At 49.1% G+C, this 18,035-nt stretch carries 15 protein-coding genes; 13 read left to right on the forward strand and 2 right to left on the reverse strand.

Annotation, left to right across the window (positions count from 1 at the left end; translation table 11 throughout):
- The first annotated feature begins 8 nt into the window (after window positions 1–8).
- The 11 genes from BLV87_RS11740 (at window position 9) to eno (ending at window position 14,265) form a co-directional block, all read left to right on the forward strand.
- Entirely contained in the window at window positions 9–1,502 is a 1,494-nt protein-coding gene (locus tag BLV87_RS11740) for a toll/interleukin-1 receptor domain-containing protein (protein ID WP_093068905.1), read from the forward strand.
- Complete coding sequence (locus BLV87_RS11745) at window positions 1,480–2,475, forward strand: AAA family ATPase (protein ID WP_093068906.1); 996 nt, start codon at window positions 1,480–1,482, stop codon at window positions 2,473–2,475. Before BLV87_RS11740 ends, BLV87_RS11745 begins: the two co-directional genes overlap by 23 nt.
- Window positions 2,468–5,347 (forward strand): formylglycine-generating enzyme family protein, encoded by a 2,880-nt coding sequence (locus BLV87_RS11750; protein WP_175517920.1) that lies wholly within the window; start codon window positions 2,468–2,470, stop codon window positions 5,345–5,347. The genes BLV87_RS11745 and BLV87_RS11750 overlap by 8 nt, the downstream gene beginning before the upstream one ends.
- Window positions 5,348–5,416: 69 nt before the next feature.
- Window positions 5,417–6,730, forward strand: coding sequence for a formylglycine-generating enzyme family protein (locus BLV87_RS11755; RefSeq protein WP_245707013.1), 1,314 nt, complete (start codon window positions 5,417–5,419; stop codon window positions 6,728–6,730).
- Window positions 6,731–6,746: 16 nt separating this feature from the next.
- Window positions 6,747–7,568 (forward strand): formylglycine-generating enzyme family protein, encoded by an 822-nt coding sequence (locus BLV87_RS11760; protein ID WP_093068909.1) that lies wholly within the window; start codon window positions 6,747–6,749, stop codon window positions 7,566–7,568.
- An 8-nt stretch (window positions 7,569–7,576) separates the two neighbouring features.
- The gene (locus tag BLV87_RS11765; RefSeq protein ID WP_093068911.1) at window positions 7,577–8,932 is read left to right on the forward strand and encodes a formylglycine-generating enzyme family protein; all 1,356 of its coding nucleotides are present in this window, start codon (window positions 7,577–7,579) and stop codon (window positions 8,930–8,932) included.
- 74 nt (window positions 8,933–9,006) lie between these two features.
- A complete protein-coding gene (locus BLV87_RS11770; RefSeq protein ID WP_093068912.1) occupies window positions 9,007–9,906 on the forward strand; it encodes a formylglycine-generating enzyme family protein in 900 nt (299 codons plus the stop codon).
- Window positions 9,907–9,970: 64 nt separating this feature from the next.
- Window positions 9,971–10,369, forward strand: coding sequence for a hypothetical protein (locus BLV87_RS11775; protein ID WP_093068914.1), 399 nt, complete (start codon window positions 9,971–9,973; stop codon window positions 10,367–10,369).
- Window positions 10,370–10,473: 104 nt separating this feature from the next.
- The gene (locus BLV87_RS11780; RefSeq protein ID WP_175517921.1) at window positions 10,474–12,132 is read left to right on the forward strand and encodes a CTP synthase; all 1,659 of its coding nucleotides are present in this window, start codon (window positions 10,474–10,476) and stop codon (window positions 12,130–12,132) included.
- The gene (gene kdsA / locus BLV87_RS11785) at window positions 12,129–12,962 is read left to right on the forward strand and encodes a 3-deoxy-8-phosphooctulonate synthase (RefSeq protein WP_093068916.1); all 834 of its coding nucleotides are present in this window, start codon (window positions 12,129–12,131) and stop codon (window positions 12,960–12,962) included. The genes BLV87_RS11780 and kdsA overlap by 4 nt, the downstream gene beginning before the upstream one ends.
- A gap of 22 nt (window positions 12,963–12,984) precedes the next feature.
- Complete coding sequence (gene eno / locus BLV87_RS11790; RefSeq protein ID WP_093068924.1) at window positions 12,985–14,265, forward strand: phosphopyruvate hydratase; 1,281 nt, start codon at window positions 12,985–12,987, stop codon at window positions 14,263–14,265.
- A gap of 84 nt (window positions 14,266–14,349) precedes the next feature.
- On the opposite strand, the gene BLV87_RS11795 is transcribed toward eno, so the two are convergent.
- Window positions 14,350–15,264 (reverse strand): hypothetical protein, encoded by a 915-nt coding sequence (locus BLV87_RS11795; protein ID WP_093068925.1) that lies wholly within the window; start codon window positions 15,262–15,264, stop codon window positions 14,350–14,352.
- A gap of 299 nt (window positions 15,265–15,563) precedes the next feature.
- Here BLV87_RS11795 and BLV87_RS11800 point away from each other — a divergent pair, with 299 nt between their 5' ends.
- Entirely contained in the window at window positions 15,564–15,902 is a 339-nt protein-coding gene (locus BLV87_RS11800) for an FtsB family cell division protein (protein WP_093068927.1), read from the forward strand.
- Window positions 15,892–16,608, forward strand: a complete 717-nt coding sequence (gene ispD / locus BLV87_RS11805) for a 2-C-methyl-D-erythritol 4-phosphate cytidylyltransferase (RefSeq protein WP_093068929.1) — start codon at window positions 15,892–15,894, stop codon at window positions 16,606–16,608. The genes BLV87_RS11800 and ispD overlap by 11 nt, the downstream gene beginning before the upstream one ends.
- Before the next feature lie 138 nt (window positions 16,609–16,746).
- On the opposite strand, the gene glcF is transcribed toward ispD, so the two are convergent.
- Window positions 16,747–17,985: a glycolate oxidase subunit GlcF gene (glcF, locus tag BLV87_RS11810; protein WP_093068930.1), complete on the reverse strand. Its 1,239-nt coding sequence runs from the start codon at window positions 17,983–17,985 to the stop codon at window positions 16,747–16,749.
- Window positions 17,986–18,035: the final 50 nt, after the last annotated feature.

Genomic DNA, 18,035 nt, shown 5'->3' on the forward strand with positions numbered 1-18,035 from the left:
CGGTGGAAATGGCAAAAACGATCAGTGTATTTGTTTCCTATTCGTGGAAGCTGGAAGACGAGAGTCATTTCCTTGATGGGCTAGGAGAGCAATGCCATTTGCGCAACATCAAGCTGATTCGGGATGCCAAAACATTACAGCCGGGTGAGCGGATCAGCAAGTTTATGGAGCGCATTGCAGGTGCAAGTTATGTCATTACCGTTTTCAGCCAGCGTTACTTCGAGTCTGAGTATTGCCTGTATGAGCTGATGAATGTCCTTCAGTACAAAGGACTGGAACAGAAAATCTATCCGGTGATGGCAGATGATTTGAAGTTGGATGATGCCGCTGCCATCACCAAACTGGTACAGCACTGGAAACAGAAAAGGGATGAACTGGAAGCACTGGTTATTAAAAATGGGGTTGGTATAAATCCTGCTTTAGATGAGCGACTCAATCTTTATCAAGAGTTTGTCATCAAGATTGGTAAATTGATGAAGCAGGCGGGTGACATACTTGCTGTGCAGACAACAACTTGCAACGAACAGAAATATTCCAGTGTCCTTGATCTGATTTGCCCGTTGTATCAGATTCCTCCTGCCGCTCTTTTCCTGCCCACTCAATCCGACCAAGAGTTCATGGCTGCGATACGGCTTAGGATGGTGGTATCTCTTAGTTATTCGTCGATCTTGCGAAAAGCTATCGTAGAGCAATTGAAACTAAACGGAACGGCTGAAGCTGCGGATAAGTTGGCAGACATTCTGGTGGAACGTTGCGCTGATGAAGATACTTTGGGGCGTTTGCTGCGGAATGATATTTTTCGGGCTACCCGATTATCGTTACAGGCACTTTCCGGGAGTCCAGATAAGGATTCTCCTGCCGTAATCAAAGATGTTGACCAACTGACGAATAGTGCTGACACCTTATTTTCCTGTTTGGTGCTATATGCTATTCGGGACGACTGGATGGATAAATACCGTCAAGGTTGTGCGTCGGCTGGCTCTAATCTTCGGCATATGCCGTTCGAGACGATAACTGCCGTGGAAATTGTGACCTCACGGCATTTGCAGAGGATACCCACTTTCAGCCTGACCAGTTCGGATGCGGTGGGTAAAGAAGGTTTTGTCGTTCCTGAGCACGGTTTTGAAAAAGATGACATCGTGACAGGTATTCTGCGACAGGTTTGGGTGAAGGTATTTCCAGAAGACCTGCCTGAAAACTATCAGGAAAGTAAACTGCGTCGGTTGGGGAGTCAAATACGCAATCGTCATCAACGGCAAGATGAGGAAAAAAACAACTACTATTGTATTGTATCCGGTGACAGCAACCATCCTCTGAGTGACCCCGACGTTCGGGCGGAATTGACGCGCAAGTTGCCGGATTTACCATTGATCATATTGCGGACAGAAGATTGTCAGGATGTCTTGGTGATTCCTGATGATGCTGACCTTGCTTCGCTTATTTTCGATTTTTACCAAATGTTGAATAAGTACCGACCCTATGAGCCAGAAAAAGATCATTGAAGACCTGAAGAAACTCAACGCCAATCAGGACATTGACCTGCCCGCCTATGGCTCATGGCCTGCCAGCAAGCACTGTTTCGACGATGAAAAAGTGGTGAATGCCCTCAAAGCAGCGTTGGCGGCACAACGCCCATTGCTGGTACGCGGTGAGCCGGGAACAGGCAAAAGCCAGTTGGCACGCGCCGCCGCGCATGTATTGGGGCGGCAATTCGTTTCGGAAGTGGTGAACGCCCGCAGTGAAAGTCAGGATTTAATTTGCCGTTTCGATGCTGTCGGGCGTTTGGCAAAGGCGCAAACCCTGAAGACGGAAACCACCGATGATGCCAAAATCAAAGCCGAGTTGAAGCCGGAAAAATTCATCTCGCCGGGTGCATTGTGGTGGGTGCTGGATTGGAAATCTGCCGATGAAGTGCATACCAACAGCGAATACCAACTGCAACGCCCCGAAGCACCGAAGGGTTGGAAGCCGGAACATGGCAGCGTATTGCTGATCGACGAAATCGACAAAGCCGATGCCGAGTTGCCGAATGGTTTGTTGGAAACCTTGGGCAATAATGCAGTGACCATCCCGTGGGTAAACCAAACATTGGGTAATGGTACAAGCATTCCGCCTTTGATTATTATCAGCACCAATGAAGAACGCGAATTGCCTGCTGCGTTTGTGCGCCGTTGTTTGGTGCTGAACCTCAAACTGCCTGCTGCTGACAAGCTGGAAGAGTGGCTGGTGAAACGTGGTGAACTGCATTTCGGCGAACGTTGCCCCGCAGATATTCGCCACGAAGCCGCCCGCCAATTGCTGAAAGACCGCAAAGCAGCCAAAGATTTGGGGCTGACTCCGCCGGGTCAGGCTGAATATCTCGATATGTTGCGAGCCTTGGCACTGTTTGGTGAGGCTGGCGAAGACCAACACACCATGTTAGCGGCAATCAGCGATTTTGCCCTGAAAAAATACCCGGTGCTGCATGGTGACTGAGCGGGTAGCCATTATCAGCCGTGCCGACTTGCTACGCTGTTGGGTGGTGGGCAAAGGTCAGGAGTTGGATGGGGTGGCGGCTGCACTCGGTTTTACACGGGAAGCAAGGCCAGAAATCAGACCCTTGCCCGCCCGTCATATCCCACCAATTATTGATCTGGGAACCCTGCCGCCAGCGGAACCACCACCGCTTCCTAAAGAACTGCCGCCGGTTGAGCAGGAACGGATGCACTTCTACCGCGTAACAAAACGCGAATCACTGAAGCAAGGGGATGAGTCCCCTACGGATTACCCCGCTTGGTATACCGACAGTGATGAAACTTTGCTGGATCAAGGGCGGGTTTCGCTTGTGCCGCAACACCAGAAGCTCAAGTTCCAGCCACTAGTGCCGTGGGCGCGGTTATGGCCTTTTTTGCATAACACTTTGAGCAATCTGTGCAGCGGTTGGCAACCGGATATGGAACAGGTGGTCAAGCGGGTGGCGCAGGGTGAGTTGTTGCGGCGGATGCCGCTCAAGTCGCGTAAGACGTGGGCGGGTAGTGCCTGTGTGCTGGTTGATATTAATGCGGGGACGTTTGGGCTGCGTTACGACTTCATCCATTTGCGTGACAAGTTGTTGCGCTTGCGCGGCGAGTACGGTTTGCAGGTGCGCTATCTGGAGGATGAGCCGGGTGGTCAGGTCTATCACTGGGAGCATGAGCGCGAGGTGGTCGAGCCGTGGGTGACTCCGCCGCCGGATGTGCCATTGCTGATCATCAGCGATTTGGGGGCGTTAACCCAGTCGCGGCGCAAGTTGTATGCGTGGTTGGTGTTTGGGCGCGAACTGGCGGCGAAGGGTTGCCGCCCGGTGGTGTTGATGCCTGTTCCGGTGCGGATGATTGATGCACGTTTGCTGAAATATTTCACTTGCATCAGTTGGGATCGGGGCAGCCGTTTGCAGCCGGTGTTGAATGTCCGCCCGGATAACATTGCGCCTGACGAGCATCAGGCCAAGGTCAGGCAATTGCTGAACCGGCTTGCGCCTGCGGTGCGGGTCAATAGTAGTTTGTTGCGGGCAACGCGCTATTTGTTAGCGTCCGAAGCGTTTGATGTGGGGCATGAAGCGGCGGTGTGGCAGCATCCCGCCATCCAGAATCATGGCGATGAATTCGTTTGGCAGATGTCCGACCACGAGCAATTCTTGCAGGCATTCCGGCAATTGCCTGCGCCGCAACAGCAGGCGATGATTGATTTCATCGCCCGCTATCATGCTACTTTACCGGAAGTGGTGTATTTCGAGGCGATACAGAACTGTATCCAGCTTAGCCCAGAACAGGTCGATACCGAAGTTCAGGAGGCGACACGCCGTTACATGGCGGCATTGGTCAGAACGTTTAATGAGCACCCTGAATACAAGGGTTTGAGCCAGTGGACAGGGCGGTTTGAAGATCGTCAGCAAGCTGATGTTTTGCGCCAGCACAATGCGATACTGGCGGCAATCAAGGGTATTCGGTTGCGGCATTCGCTGGCAACGGGTAAGGAAATTCCGTTTCCGGCGGGTTTCGATAAGGAATTGATGCAGCCGTTTTTGTCGGGTGTGAAACAGCCGCGCCGTTATGAACTCCGCCAGCAAGGACGAAAGTTGGTATTTGTGCCGGAAGGTGGCGCGGAAAGTGATGATGGTTTTGGGGCGCAAGGTAGCTTGTTGGCTACGCTCAATTCCAGCGTCGATTTTATCGTCAAGAATTCAACTACCCAGCAGGATTTGCAGGCTTCGCATATTCTGCGGTTCGAGCGTGATAAAACTGCGACTATTGCAATGGCGGGGACGCGCAGCTATGAACTGGAAACGGATCAGGAGCGGATTTCGGTTGAGCCGTTGATCAAGCCGGAATGGGCGGTGGCGATTGGGAATGATGTGCATGGGTTGTGGGCGGAGTCGAAGGATAATGTGGGGAATGTTTATCGGTGGTATTGGCATCCGCCTGATTATGATCATAACGGAAATCTGATGCGTGGAGTCTGGTATCCAAGTCCAGCAGATGATCCACTTTGGTTGCCAAAAGGATGGGGGCGATCTATAGGGCATGACCAATATGGCGTTTATATAGATGTTATTTTGCCATCAAAACAGTTTCATGTGGCTCAACGTTTTCGTTGGATAGAGCCAGCATCTTTTTTGATGGGTTCTCCAGAATATGAAGTTGGTCGTGGTAGATATGAAAATCAACATCCTGTCATACTCTCAAAGGGATATTGGATGGCTGATACAGCGTGTACCCAGTTCTTGTGGGAAGATGTTATGGGGAATAATCCAAGTCGGTTTGTTAATGAAAATAACCCGGTTGAAAATATCAGTTGGCATGATGTTAATATCTTTCTAAGGGAAATTAACTTTAAGTATCCAGATCTAAAGCCACGTCTTCCTACTGAAGCTGAGTGGGAAAATGCTTGTCGAGCTGGTGTGTCTAGCGCATTCAGTTTTGAAGGTGAGTTATCACTTGAAAAAGTTAATTATTCAGGTGTTTGGGATGATTCAGGTTTTGACATAAAAGCCATTCAAAAAACTATTGAGGTTAAAAGTTACTCTCCAAATACTTGGGGATTATATGAAATGCATGGCAATGTCTGGGAATGGTGCCAAGATTGGTATGGTGATTACCCAGTAGATTCAATATCTAATCCAGAAGGTTCAGCATCAGGTAAATATCGAGTATTACGAGGAGGCTCTTGGGGAGATAGTGGTATGTATTGCCGTTCGGCTACGAGAGAGTTTGATGATCCGTCTGACGGAAATGACCGATTTAGTTTTCGTCTGGTTATAGATGTTCAGTTACCGTTAGTTGCAGTTATGACAGAAGATAAATTTAAACGTCGTATGGGTAAGTTTTAAAAATGCATATGATTCCATATTTGATTGATGGAATAGGGCTTATTTGTTTTTTATTTTTTGGAGTTTACTGTGCGAATCCATAAAATCCTTCCTGACGAATTTCCTGAATCTTGGGCATCAGATTGGGGGGAAGATGAATATGGCTTGTGGATGGCTTTTACTTACAAAGGTGTGAAGCAGTTATTTCGGTGGTGTGAACCGGGAACATTTTTAATGGGATCTCCAGAGAATCAGTTAGGACGGGGGTCTACTAGTGTGGAAGAAACCCAGCATGAGGTAATATTTTCCGGTGGCTTCTGGATTGCAGAGACTACAGTGACACAGGGACTATGGCAAGCGGTCATGGGCAATAACCCTAGTGTGTTTATACACCCTAATTGCCCAGTAGAAAATATCAGTTGGGATGATGCTCAATCTTTCATCACAAGAATGAATGAGATGAAACCTGAACTTAAGTTGTGTTTGCCGACTGAAATTCAATGGGAATATTCTTGTCGAGCGGGTAGTGTTTCACCATTTCACTTTGGAGAACTGATTACATCAGATTTTGTTAATTTCGATGGCACTGTTCCTTACGATAATAGTGAAAGCAGTGAGTTTCGAGAGCGAACTATTGAGGTAAAAAGCTTTCCACCAAATGCTTGGGGATTGCATGAAATGCACGGAAATGTATGGGAATGGTGTCAAAATGGGTATGACGGTAATCTTCCGGGCGAATATTCTTCTATTACCCGCCGAGTGTTGCGTGGTGGATCATGGCTTTCGGATGGTGAAAATTGCCGTTCTGCACATCGTTCTCGAATTATCCAAACTCATCACCATGAAACATATGGTTTTCGATTAGCACGAACTTGCCATTTGCTTCCTACAGTTACACTTGTAAAGAAAAGTAAGCCTTTGAATGTTTTATCTGACAGGGGTTTGGTTTTTTACTATAACAATAAGCTTCCATGTGCAGCATTTAATATTCTAAAGAGTGCTATTGAAATTAATGGAGAACATGAACTAACTTCCGACTTTGATGAATTCAGAATTGATGCCTATATATTAGCAGATTCGCCAACTTCTCGCATTGTAGTGATGGACTTTGATAATACTATTACGACGGATATGGATTTTTATCTTGATCTAATTGATGCTTATCGTAGTCATGATTGGGAACCTGTGGTTTGCACTTTACGAGGCGATAATAATGAAAATTTGTTAGAAATTCATGAAAAATTACATGACACTGGTATTCGGGTGTATGCAACTAATGGTAGGAAGAAGCGTGTTTTCATGTTGCATGAGGGAATTAGTGTAGGACTTTGGATAGATGATTATTTTCCATCTATTTCTCAGTTAGGAACTAATTTTTTAATAAAAAATGGTATAGAGTTTTGAATAATTCGGTAAATATATGGCACGTAAACATACAGTATTTCCAGCCGAGTTCCCCGAATCTTGGGCATCTGATTGGGGCGAAGACGACTTCGGTATTTTCATGGGTTTTACTTACAAGGATGTACGGCAACTGTTTCGTTGGATAGAGCCAGGAATATTTTTGATGGGGGCATCTGAAAATGAACTGGAGCGTAATAGCGATGAGGTTCAACATGAAGTTACTCTAACCAAAGGTTTTTGGCTTGCAGATACAGCTGTGACTCAGGCTCTCTGGAAGGCAGTAATGGGTGAAAATCCTAGTCGTTTCAAAGGTGAAAATTACCCTGTAGAAAATGTTACTTGGAATGATACTCAAACCTTCATAAGTAAACTTAACAGGATGAAAGCAGAATTACGTTTATGTCTTCCGACAGAGGCACAATGGGAATATGCATGTCGAGCAGAGACAACAACACGTTATGCTTTTGGAAATGAATTGACTAAAGAGCAGGCTAATTTCAATGCATCGGGAACAGTCGCGGTGGCAAATTATCCTGCCAATGCTTGGGGATTGTATGATATGCATGGCAATGTATGGGAGTGTTGTCAGGATAAATATGGTGACTATTCAAAACATCCGGTAGTAGATCCTTTGGGAGTTAATTTGGGTTTTTCTTATGGATTGATAGATTCGGATCGTGTGTTACGCGGTGGTTCGTGGCGTAGTAATGCAAAGTCTTGTCGTTCTGGGACTCGTGATTATTATGACCCTGTGAAGCGTGAAGTTTTAGATAACCTTGGTTTCCGTCTTGCTCGAAGCCATAATTTTCCTCCTTTCAGAACAGCAAAATACAAGTAAATTTAAATATGGCTCGAATCCACCAAATCCTTCCTGATGAATTCCCCGAATCTTGGGCATCCGATTGGGGAGAAGATGAATACGGTATTTTTATGGGGTTTACTTACAAAGGTGTGCGGCAGATCTTCCGCTGGATAGAGCCTGGGAGATTTCTAATGGGATCGCCGGAAGATGAGCCAGAGCGTGAAAGTGATGAGACTCAACATGAAGTCACTTTCATCAAAGGCTTTTGGATCGCCGATACAACTGTAACTCAAGCCCTATGGGAAGCTGTGATGGATGAAAACCCCAGTAACTTTAAAGGTACGCGCCGCCCTGTGGAAAAGGTTAGTTGGGACGATGTTCAAGTCTTCATAAATAAGATGAACGAAATGAAAGAGGAGCTACGGTTATGCCTCCCAACTGAAGCACAGTGGGAATATTCATGTCGGGCGGGAACAGTTACCCCGTTTTACTTTGGTGAGCAAATTAGTTCGGAAATTGTTAATTATGATGGCAACTACCCTTATAACAACAGCAGTAAAAGTAGATTTTTGGGTCAGACTTTTGAAGTGGGTAGCGTTACTCCCAACAATTGGGGCTTGTATGAAATGCATGGAAATGTGTATGAGTGGTGTCAGGATTACTATTGTTCGTATCCAACGCAGGAGGTAGCCGAACCACAAGTGTTACCGTCAGGTTTTGACCGTGTGCTACGTGGTGGCTCGTGGATATCCGATGGTGGGCATTGTCGTTCTGCTTACCGTGAACATTTTGATCCAACTGCTCGAATAGGGCGCTATGGTTTTCGTCTTGCCCGATGTCTTGAGCTTCAGCCAGTTCAATTAAATATGACCAAGCCAGCCGCAGCTAGGGACACTCATGATGAAGTGCATGGGATAAATGTAAAAAAAGACATGAATCCTTATAGAAAACTGATGATGTTGGGATTGAATGAATTGCTCATGCGAGGACTACTTTCGTTAGATTGGGATGGCGAGACAAGCGATGATGCAGCATATATTGAAACCAATATCACAGGCTATAACTCTATAATCGCTTGGACTGGAATAGGCTTTGGTGAGGTAAAAATCAGTGTATGGTGGAAGTACGATCATAATAAACATCCCCAAGCCAATTTATCTGGTAATGAGCGAGAATCTTTTTCTACCTCGCGCCCCTTGGCTAAAAAGCAACATTACCCAAAATTTGTCGGTGTTGTGTGCAGTGCTTGGATTGAAAGGAAGAGAGGCAAGTATTTGCAAGGGAAGGGTAATGATTATTTGTTTGATAAATATACTCGTAGTGGGGAGTTGGAGCATCTAAAGCAGTTGCCAAGCCCTGTTCCATTGGGCTATGAGCCGGAAGGCAATTTCCATATGTAGCTAGATTTTTTGTGCGCAAGGAAAGTATTTTTTAATTTTTAAGAAAACGGCATGAAGGGGAACGGAAAGTGATTATGCGAACCCACAAAATATTTCCCACTGAGTTCCCTGAACCTTGGGCATCCGATTGGGGCGAAGATGAATACGGCCTGTTCATGGGCTTCACCTACAAAGGCGTGAGGCAGGATTTCCGCTGGATTGAACCGGGGACATTCTTAATGGGGTCTCCAGAAGATGAGGCAGAACGCAGGAGTAACGAAATTCAGCACGAAGTTACTCTTAGCAAAGGCTTTTGGCTGGCTAACACTGCTGTTACTCAATCATTGTGGGAAACAGTGATGGGAAATAATTTCAGTCGTTTTAAGGATAAAAATCACCCAGTAGATAATGTCAGTTGGAATGATGCTCAAGCTTTCATCAGCAAAATGAACAGTATGAAAGAGGAACTACAGTTGAGTCTTCCGACTGAAGCGCAATGGGAATATGCCTGTCGGGCAGGAACAAGCACCCCATTTTACCTCGGTGAGCAAATCAATTCTGAGAGAGCCAATTTCAATGGTACAACACCTTACAACAACGGCAGGGAAAGCGAATTTAGACAGCAAACCGTTGAGGTTGGCACTCTTCATCCCAACGACTGGGGCTTATACGAAATGCACGGCAATGTGCAGGAATGGTGTCAGAATTGGTTCAGCAACTATCCAGTACAGCCGTCGTTAATCGACCCTATAGGGCCAGAGACAGGTGAGCATCGTGTGTTGCGCGGCGGTTCATGGTTCAGTAATGGCAGTGGCTGTCGTGCTGCTTACCGCGATTATGGTAGTCCTACCTACCGCAGTGGTGGTTATGGGTTTCGTTTTACCCACGGTTTTTGTGCTTCAGCTAGTCGGGTCATGCAAAAGCAGACCAATAGCCAGTTGGGACAAGTGTTGTGGAGCGAATGGGACACAAGCGAGGGAGGGGATGGGGGGTAAGACAATTTCATTGCCATTGTTTGTGGCATACTCTAGCCATGCAACCACCTGATAGGTAACACTCATGTCTACCATACAAGTCACTTCGCAGGTTTCCACCGAAGACCTATTGCACGGCGTAGAAAGCCTGCCGACTGAAGAGCTTGAACAGTTTGTTGCGCGTGTGTTGGTGCTGTGTGCCAGACGCAAAGCCAACAGTCTGAATGAACAGGAAAGTAGATTGCTGCAACTGATCAACCGCCCTGTTCCCACCACAGTGCAAAGTCGCTACGACCTGCTTACACACAAACAGCGTGCAAATACGCTAAGCGCAAATGAATACGCTGAACTGCTTCAAGTCATTGAGCAGATTGAGCAATTCGATACCGAACGTGTGCAGCATCTCGTGACCTTGGCACAACTGCGTCAAGTCTCGCTGGATAAACTCATGCACGATTTGGGTATCATTGGTCAATCTGCGTGAGCATCCACCAACGTAAGGCGCTTTTCTTGCCTTAGCAAAACCCATCCATCTATGGTAGGATGCGCCCGCATAATTGTGACTCACACGGATGCGTATTTCCCCCTATGGCTCGATACATCTTCATCACTGGCGGCGTGGTTTCCTCTTTAGGGAAAGGCATTGCTGCCGCCTCTCTCGGTGCAATCCTCGAAGCGCGTGGCCTCAAAGTCACTATGCTCAAACTTGACCCCTACATCAACGTTGACCCCGGCACCATGAGTCCCTTCCAACACGGCGAAGTCTTCGTCACGGAAGATGGCGCGGAAACCGACCTCGACCTTGGGCATTACGAGCGTTTTGTCGGTTTCAAAGCCAGCAAGCTCAACAATTTCACCACCGGGCGCATTTACCAAACCGTGATCAGCAAGGAACGGCGCGGCGAATACCTCGGCGCAACCGTGCAAGTGATTCCACACATTACCGACGAAATCAAACGTTGTGTAAGTGCGGGCGCGGGTGATGCCGACATTGCGATGGTCGAAATCGGCGGCACGGTCGGCGACATCGAAGCCATGCCGTTCATGGAAGCTATTCGCCAAATGGGTGTGGAAGAGGGCAGAAGCAATGCCTTGTTCATCCACCTGACCCTGTTGCCTTACGTTGCGGCGGCAGGCGAGTTAAAAACCAAGCCTACTCAACACTCGGTGAAGGAACTGCGCTCCATCGGCATCCAGCCCGATATTTTGCTGTGCCGTAGCGAACGCCCGTTCCCCGAAAACGAGCGCAAAAAGATTTCCCTGTTCACCAATGTGGAAGAACGCGCCGTTATTTCGGCAGTAGATTTAGACAATATCTACAAAATTCCCTTGTGGCTGCACGCGCAAAAATTGGATCGCATCGTTGCCGAAAAATTGGGGTTAACCAACTTGCCGGAAGCTGACCTTTCCGATTGGAAGAATGTGGTCAGCTCGATGGAATTCCCCGAAGCGGAAATCACCGTGGCAATGGTCGGTAAATACGTCGATTTGACCGAATCGTATAAATCTTTGAACGAAGCGCTGACCCACGCAGGCATCCAGACCCATACCAAAGTCCGGATTCATTACCTCGATTCCGAACGTCTTGAATCTGACGATGAGCAAGCCTTTGAAGTTTTGGGCAGGGTCGATGCGATTCTCGTCCCCGGCGGTTTTGGGAATCGCGGTGTCGAAGGTAAAATCCGTGCAGCCCAATATGCGCGTGAAAACAAGATACCGTACCTCGGCATTTGCTTGGGGATGCAGGTCGCAGTCATCGAATTTTCACGCCATTGTGCAGGCTTGGCAGGCGCACACAGCACCGAATTCGCGCCGGATTCCCCGCATCCGGTCATCGGTTTGATCACCGAATGGCAAGCGGAAGATGGCACGATTGAAAAGCGCTCCCACGATTCCGATCTGGGCGGCACGATGCGCCTTGGTGGGCAAGCGTGCGTATTGCAAGAAGGCTCGTTGGCTCGCACCACTTATGGCGCGGCACAAATTGTGGAACGCCATCGCCACCGTTACGAATTCAACAACCATTACCGCGAAACGCTGATCAAGCATGGTTTGGTATTGTCCGGCACTTCCATTGACGGCAATCTGATCGAAATGGTGGAGTTGCAAGATCACCCTTGGTTCTTGGCTTGCCAGTTCCACCCAGAATTTACCTCGCGTCCACGCCAAGGGCATCCGCTGTTTAGCGGGTTTGTCAATGCGGCACGCCGTTATCACGAAACCAAAACGAGCAGCAAACGATCATGAAACTGTGCGGATTTGACGTAGGGCTGGATCAGCCATTTTTCCTGATTTCAGGCCCTTGCGCGATTGAGACCGAAAAACTGGCGCTGGAAACCGCCAGCAAGCTGAAGGAGATGACCACCCGTTTGGGCATTCCCTTCATTTACAAATCGTCGTTTGACAAAGCCAACCGCTCATCGCACAACAGTGCACGCGGTGTAGGGCTGGAAGCGGGTTTGCGGATTCTGGAGCGCGTCAAAACCGAGATGGGTGTACCCGTGCTCACCGATGTGCACGAAGATACCCCGATGGATGAAGTCGCCAGCGTAGTGGATGTATTGCAAACGCCTGCGTTCCTGTGCCGCCAAACCAATTTTATCCAAAGCGTGGCGCGGACTGGCAAGCCAGTGAACATCAAAAAAGGTCAATTCCTCGCGCCATGGGATATGGGTAACGTGGTCGAAAAAGCCCGTGCAACTGGTAACCAGCAGATCATGGTATGTGAGCGCGGTTATAGCTTTGGCTACAACAACCTCGTATCGGATATGCGCAGCCTCGCGATTATGCGCGATACGCAATGCCCGGTGGTGTTTGATGCCACGCATTCGGTGCAATTACCGGGCGGGCAGGGCAGTTGTTCCGGCGGGCAACGCGAACACGTACCTGTGTTGGCGCGTGCGGCAGTTGCGGTCGGCATTGCTGGGCTATTCATGGAATCGCACCCCGACCCCGCTAATGCCCTGAGCGATGGCCCGAATTCATGGCCGATGGATCGCATGGAAGAATTACTGATCACGCTGGTCGAGTTGGATCGCGTCATCAAGGCACAAAAATTGCTAGAAAATACTTTGTAAGTTTAATTGGGAAATAGAGATTATGTCTGAAATTAAAGCAGTAAGGGCGCGTGAAATCGTCGATTCCCGTGGCAATCCTACCGTGGAAGCTGATGTTATCCTCAACAATGGCGTGATGGGGCGTGCGGCTGTGCCATCCGGTGCATCCACGGGCTCGCGTGAAGCGATTGAATTGCGCGACGGTGGTGCACGTTACATGGGCAAAGGCGTGCAAACGGCTGTTGCTAACGTGAACGGCGAAATCGCCAAAGCCGTGGTAGGCATGGATGTCACCGATCAAGGCGGTATTGACCGTGCGATGATCACGCTGGATGGTACTGAAAACAAAGGCCGTTTGGGCGCAAACGCGCTGCTGGCGGTGTCAATGGCAACCGCACACGCGGCAGCTAACGACCAAGGTTTGCCCCTGTACCAATACCTCGGCAAAGCGGATGCTTACAAACTGCCTGTGCCCATGATGAACATCATCAACGGTGGCGCACACGCGGACAATAGCGTGGACATGCAGGAATTCATGATCCTGCCGGTCGGTGCAACCAGCATGGCGGAAGCGGTACGTTACGGTGCAGAAGTGTTCCATAACCTCAAATCCGTGCTGAAAAAGCGTGGCATGAACACGGCGGTGGGCGACGAAGGCGGTTTTGCCCCTGACCTGTCCTCCAACGAGCAGGCGATTGAAGTCATTCTGGAAGCGATTGATAAAGCCGGTTTCAAAGCGGGTCAAGACATCTGGCTGGGTCTGGACGTTGCCAGCTCTGAGTTCTACAAAAACGGCAAATACGATTTGGAATCCGAAGGCAAGCAATTCAGCGCGGAAGAGTTCACCGCTTACCTCGAAAACTGGGTCAACCAATACCCGATTCTGACCATTGAAGATGCGATGGCGGAAGGCGATTGGGCGGGTTGGGCGCATTTCACCAATGTGCTGGGCAAGCGTGTGCAGATCGTTGGGGATGATTTGTTCGTGACCAATACCAAGATCTTGCAAGAAGGCATCGACAAGGGGATTGCGAACTCCATCCTGATCAAAGTTAATCAGATTGGCACGCTGACTGAAACCTTGGAAGCGATTGGTATGGCGCATAAAGCGGGTTACACGGCGGTGGTGTCACACCGTTCGGGCGAAACCGAAGATACCACGATTGCAGACATTGCCGTGGCGACCAATGCTTGCCAGATCAAGACGGGTTCATTGTCGCGTTCTGATCGGATTGCCAAGTACAACCAGTTGCTGCGTATTGCCGAGCAGTTGGGTAGCAACGGCACTTATGCGGGAAAATCAGCGTTTAAACAGTTGGGCTGATTTTAGCCGCTGAATGCCTGAGCTGAGAAAGCCCTCAGTCTAGCGATAGGCTGGGGGCTTTTTTATTAGGCTAGGCAATAAGTATTATTCTTTGCCTTTACCACTACCTTTGTTGGAGCAACCAACAGTAGTGGCTGAATCACCTTTGCCGCCGCCGTAGCTGCCGCTTGAATCACCTTTGCTGCCGCTGTTGTGACTGCTAGAAGGTGAATCGCCTTTGCTACCGCTGTTGTGACTGCCAGCGGCGGCATCGCTTTTGCCGCCGAAGCCAAAGCCAGTGTCGCCTTTATCGCCCTTGCTACCGCCGCCGACAGAGTGATCACCCTTGTCGCTCTTGCTGCCACCGCCGACAGAGTGATCACCTTTGTCGCTCTTGCTGCCACCGGCAGAACCAGTATTATCGCTACCACCCGTTGAGGTGCTGCCACCATGTCCACTACCGCCAACATTGCCACCATGACCGGTAGAAGTGCCGCCCGTTGAGCCGGAGTTATTGCCTACACCACAGCCGCCCTGACTGTTACCACCATGACCACCGCTACCGTGCGTTTGACCGCCAGCCGCATCGCCTTTGCTGCCACCGCCAGTGTTGTTAACCGCCCCGCCGCCGTTGCCTTCGCTGCCACCCAGGGAACCTGCACCGCCCGCGCTGCCTTCACTGCCACTGGTGGAGCCAGTGTTGCCAGCGTGACCACCACCTGCGCAACCTGAACCGCTACCACCCGCAGAACCACCACCTTGACCACCTTCAGCTTGGGAGCCACCTTCGGAGCCACCACCTTTCAGGGTTTTCAGAAATTGTTCAATCAAGGCAACTAACTTGGAAATATCCATATCTCCGGCTGCGCCTTGCTCGGAACCTTGCATACTTTTATTAAAGCTTTCTGTGGCTTTGGCACTCGGTTGCGTATTACTGGTTGAGGTGGTGCTGGAAAGATCTTGCGAGTTGAGACTGTTGCTGTAATTGCTTGCCCCATATCCACTATTAATGTATGTCATGACTAATCTCCTTGTCATTATGCAATGAAGGCTGCTGTCAATCAGCGACCTGTTTGGATGATGTGTAATATGAACAGAAACACTCAGTAATACTCCACACCACATGTTTTTATAGTAATTAATAATGCTCAAGTGTTTGGTAAGTAAAATCCCAGCGATGGTGATTTGCTGATGAGTGGTATTATTTGCCTATTCAATGGAAATTTTGGGTGAGGTGTCCAATGTTTTTGCCAGCGTAGCGGTATCATCTGCTATTCTTTGGCTATGAATAGCTTTTACGATTTTTAACATTTTAATTTATGAACATGACACGTATTTTATTCTGGGGTCTTGGCTTACTGGCTTTCGTTTTGTTTATTCGTCTGTGGGTAGGCCCTGCCAGTTACCCTGACATTCGGCGTCTGGAGCAACAGATTGAGCAGCAGAATGCTGCAAATGACGAGCAGGCCGAAATCAAGCGCAAGTTGCAAATGGATGTTGTCGGTTTATCCAAAGACGATGAGGCGGTTGAGGAACACGCCCGCAGTGAACTCGGCATGGTACGCCAAGGTGAAACGTTTTATCAGGTCATCCTGAAATCCGATCCAGTAGCCACGCTGCCCGTGTCACAAGCTAAGGCGGCTCCTAATGTCGAATAAGATTTGGGTTGTAATCCCCGCTGCTGGCGTTGGTGTGCGCATGCAAGCTGATCGCCCTAAGCAATACCTGCCTTTAGTTGAAAAAACCGTTATTGAGCATACCCTTGAGTGTTTTGTAGGACATCCGGCCGTTGCGGGGATAGTGGTCGCCGTCAGTGACGGTGACCCCTTTTGGGCAGAACTCATGGCAACAACACTGGCTACGCAGCGCAACCTTTATACTGCCCCTGGCGGACGGGAAAGGGCTGATTCTGTATTGAATGCTTTGACTTATCTAACAGATACCCTGCACATTCCTCCCGAAACAGGGGTGTTGGTACATGATGCCGCCCGCCCTTGCCTAAGTCGCCAAGACTTGAATAAATTGTTGGCAGCAGGATATATGGAGGCTGCCGGTGCGATTCTGGCTGTACCGGTGCGTGACACCATGAAACGTGCGCAAGCCGATGGTGCACACATTTCCCACACCGAAGAGCGCAATGGTTTGTGGCACGCCCTTACCCCACAAATGGCAACCTTGGGCGTATTGCAAGCAGCATTAGCGGATGCTTGGCAAAAAGGCTTGGCTGTTACCGATGAAGCTTCGGCGCTGGAGTATGCGGGGTTGCATCCTATTTTGGTGGAAGGTGATGCCCGTAATATTAAGATTACCCGCCCGGCCGATTTAGCGTTGGCTACTTTTTTTCTGAGAGACGTTGCGGGCTAATGTAAAAAAGCCCCGCATTGCACGGGGCCTCCCTTTCCAATGATGCTTACTTAAACAACAAGTAGAGCCTCATTTCACCGACACTGCATGATGCTGTGCATGAGTATAAAGTGAGTCGTTGCAAATGTCAGTTTGGTTTTATGAATTTGTTTTATCGAGCAAATGAATCCAGTGCATTACCGGTAAGTCGCTACCTTCCTGCAAATGTGTTTGGCAACCGATATTGGCGGTGACAATCATTTCTGGTGCGTTTGCGGTCAAATTAGCCAATTTATTGTGGCGCAGTTGCTGGGAGAGTTCCGGCTGTAAAATTGAATATGTACCCGCTGAACCGCAACACAGGTGCTCATCTGCTACGGGCGTTAAGACATAACCACAATCGGTGAGAATGTTTTCGACCACGCCGCGAATTTTTTGCCCGTGTTGCAGTGTACAAGGTGGATGCCATGCAATGCGGGTGGCTTGGCTAGGAGCCAATTGCTGGTAATTTTCTTTGGCGATGATTTCGGCAATGTCCTTGCACAAATGGGAAATACGCTCGGCTTTGATGGCGTATTCTGGGTCATGGCGCAAGTGATGCGCGTATTCTTTCACCATAACACCACAACCACTAGCGGTGGTGACAATGGCTTCCACTGCACCTTCTTTGCGATACAAATAAGGCCACCACGCGTCAATATTACGCCTCATGTAGTCTAAGGCAGCCTCCGGTGCGCCTAAGTGTTGGCTGATAGCACCGCAACAGCCTGCTTTTGGAGCCGTTACTAAGCTGACGCCTAATTTATCCAATACCCGGGCAGTAGCAGCATTGATGTCGGGGGAAAGTGCCGGTTGTACGCAGCCATCCAGTACTAATATCCAGCGGTTGTGGCGTGCTTTGGGCCAATCGCCTGCGGGGCGTGGAGCAGTAATTTTGCTGGCTAGTTTGTCTGGCAACAAAGGTTTAAAGGTGCGTCCCAGCTTCAAACCTAAACCAAACAAGTTGGTTTTGGGTAAGTAGGTACGCAGGCGCTTACGCAGGGTTCTGTCCGCACGTTCACGTCCAGCATGTTCTTCAGCGAGATGCCGCCCAATGTCCAACAGTTTGCCGTACTCCACGCCAGAGGGGCAAGTGGTTTCGCAACTGCGGCACAGCAGGCAGCGATCAAGATGTTGCAGCGTTTTGCGCCCACTGTCTGGGGTGTTTTCCAGATTGCCTTCCATCAATTGTTTGATGAGGTAAATACGCCCGCGTGGGCCATCGTTTTCATCGCCAAGCAATTGATACGTCGGGCAGGTTGCATTGCAAAAGCCACAGTGTACGCAACGGCGTAAAATATCTTCGGCGACTTTGCCAGCCGAGGTGTGCCGCAGTGCGGAGAGTATCTGGGTTTGCATTACCAGTCCTTGTACATTCGACCAGGGTTGAAAATACCGTGCGGATCCAG

The organism is Thiothrix caldifontis, assembly GCF_900107695.1.
Taxonomy (GTDB): domain Bacteria; phylum Pseudomonadota; class Gammaproteobacteria; order Thiotrichales; family Thiotrichaceae; genus Thiothrix; species Thiothrix caldifontis.

Bases quoted from the DNA above. Each gene is read 5' to 3' on its own strand.
- eno (WP_093068924.1), top strand. From the start codon at position 12,985: ATGTCTGAAATTAAAGCAGTAAGGGCGCGTGAAATCGTCGATTCCCGT.
- BLV87_RS11765 (WP_093068911.1), top strand. From the start codon at position 7,577: ATGGCTCGAATCCACCAAATCCTTCCTGATGAATTCCCCGAATCTTGG.
- BLV87_RS11740 (WP_093068905.1), top strand. From the start codon at position 9: ATGGCAAAAACGATCAGTGTATTTGTTTCCTATTCGTGGAAGCTGGAA.
- BLV87_RS11770 (WP_093068912.1), top strand. From the start codon at position 9,007: ATGCGAACCCACAAAATATTTCCCACTGAGTTCCCTGAACCTTGGGCA.
- BLV87_RS11800 (WP_093068927.1), top strand. From the start codon at position 15,564: ATGAACATGACACGTATTTTATTCTGGGGTCTTGGCTTACTGGCTTTC.
- kdsA (WP_093068916.1), top strand. From the start codon at position 12,129: ATGAAACTGTGCGGATTTGACGTAGGGCTGGATCAGCCATTTTTCCTG.
- BLV87_RS11775 (WP_093068914.1), top strand. From the start codon at position 9,971: ATGTCTACCATACAAGTCACTTCGCAGGTTTCCACCGAAGACCTATTG.
- ispD (WP_093068929.1), top strand. From the start codon at position 15,892: ATGTCGAATAAGATTTGGGTTGTAATCCCCGCTGCTGGCGTTGGTGTG.
- BLV87_RS11760 (WP_093068909.1), top strand. From the start codon at position 6,747: ATGGCACGTAAACATACAGTATTTCCAGCCGAGTTCCCCGAATCTTGG.
- glcF (WP_093068930.1), bottom strand. From the start codon at position 17,985: ATGCAAACCCAGATACTCTCCGCACTGCGGCACACCTCGGCTGGCAAA.
- BLV87_RS11795 (WP_093068925.1), bottom strand. From the start codon at position 15,264: ATGACATACATTAATAGTGGATATGGGGCAAGCAATTACAGCAACAGT.
- BLV87_RS11780 (WP_175517921.1), top strand. From the start codon at position 10,474: ATGGCTCGATACATCTTCATCACTGGCGGCGTGGTTTCCTCTTTAGGG.
- BLV87_RS11745 (WP_093068906.1), top strand. From the start codon at position 1,480: ATGAGCCAGAAAAAGATCATTGAAGACCTGAAGAAACTCAACGCCAAT.